The organism is Aeromonas salmonicida subsp. salmonicida (genome assembly GCF_001643305.1).
Classification (GTDB): domain Bacteria; phylum Pseudomonadota; class Gammaproteobacteria; order Enterobacterales; family Aeromonadaceae; genus Aeromonas; species Aeromonas salmonicida.
The window spans coordinates 1-1,433 of record NZ_LSGW01000027.1 but is presented as its reverse complement, the minus strand read 5'-3'; the positions used below and the strand labels follow the sequence as shown (position 1 = coordinate 1,433).

Here is a 1,433-nt window from a genome sequence, read left to right as displayed (position 1 = left end):
CCCGTCCGCTCCGCCACTAATTTGAAGGCCTTCTCAATCGGGAAGGCCTTTTTGCTTTTGCGATCCCTCAAGTTTATCCGCTTCAACCTTCTCAATATTTCCTTGGCTGTATCAATTCAATCCCATTCAAGGTCTAAGGCCTGCCTTTTTCGTCCCCTTCATACACCTCAGTAAAACACGCAGAGCCAGACTGTGGTCATGTCGGGGTGAGTCCATTCCACCCTGTGTTTCTGGCGGGCGGGAATATTGATGTGATCGCCCGGGCCCAGTTGTACCGATTGTTGTGCCTGGGTCTGGGGATCGACGAACAGCAGATTGGCTTCGCCCTGTACGACCAGGATCCACTCATGTTCATCTTGATCGTACCACTCTCCCGGTGCTGTCTGATGTCCATGAGAAAGAATGCGCTCTATCCACAGGTGGTTGGTACTGACCAGATCCTGAAAGAGTTCGGTAGGCAGTGGCGAGGGGATGTCGTTCAGCAGATTGCGTGTGTGCATGGGTTATCTCCCGTCTGGCTGTGCGAATGGGTTCTCTGCAGTATAGAAGTGTGTCCCCTGGGTGAAGGTGATAGCAGTAACAAGCTGGTATGCAAACTTGTGTCCGAACGAGAACGCTTTCCGCCATTTTGATGAAAAAGTCAGGGAATTCGCTGCAATTTCGACAAATTCTTGCTATTTTGCGCGCCACAAACGCAAACGATTTCCTTCACACTTTCAGGACATGTCATGGCAAAGCAAGATATGGCCGCCCAATCAGGGAACGGCGGCTTTTTGGATTCTTATTTTTCCATTTCCGCGCGCGGTAGCAGTGTGCGCCAGGAGCTGTTGGCAGGGCTGACTACCTTCCTTGCCATGGTCTACAGCATCATAGTGGTACCGAACATGCTGGGTGCTGCCGGTTTTGAGCAAGGCCCCGTCTTCGTGGCCACCTGTTTGATCGCCGCCTTCGGCTCTCTGCTGATGGGGCTGTGGGCCAAGCTGCCCATGGCCATAGGTTGCGCCATCTCCCTCACCGCCTTTACCGCGTTCAGTCTCGTACTGGGTCAGGGACTGAGCATTCCGGTTGCCCTCGGCGCCATCTTCCTGATGGGTGTGCTGTTTACCCTGATCAGTGTCACAGGCGTGCGCCAGTGGATCCTGGATAACTTGCCCTCCGGTATCGCCCACGGCACCGGCATCGGTATCGGTCTGTTCTTGCTGCTGATCGCTACCAACGGCGTCGGCATGGTGATCAAGAACGAAGGGGCCGGTCTGCCGGTTCAGCTGGGTGAGGTGACCTCCTTCCCGGTCGTCATGACGGTACTGGGTCTGGCCGCCATCTTCGGTCTGGAGCGTCGCAAGGTACCGGTGCGTATTCCGGCGAAGTTGAACAGCCATTCCGGCCAACGTGAACACCCTGATCCTTAACGCACTCACGTCATCTCGTTTCTA

Annotated in this window: 1 protein-coding gene and 1 pseudogene; one reads left to right on the top strand and one right to left on the bottom strand. The window is 54.8% G+C overall.

Annotation, left to right across the window (positions count from 1 at the left end):
- Positions 1 to 167: 167 nt before the first annotated feature.
- Positions 168 to 500 (bottom strand): cupin domain-containing protein, encoded by a 333-nt coding sequence (locus AXW79_RS02150; protein WP_005322110.1) that lies wholly within the window; start codon positions 498 to 500, stop codon positions 168 to 170.
- 228 nt (positions 501 to 728) lie between these two features.
- Here AXW79_RS02150 and AXW79_RS02145 point away from each other — a divergent pair.
- Positions 729 to 1,349: pseudogene (locus AXW79_RS02145) on the top strand (solute carrier family 23 protein); the annotation flags it as partial.
- Between the last annotated feature and the right edge of the window lie 84 nt (positions 1,350 to 1,433).

Coding starts and splice junctions, on each gene's coding strand:
- AXW79_RS02150 (WP_005322110.1), bottom strand. CDS start 500: ATGCACACACGCAATCTGCTGAACGACATCCCCTCGCCACTGCCTACC.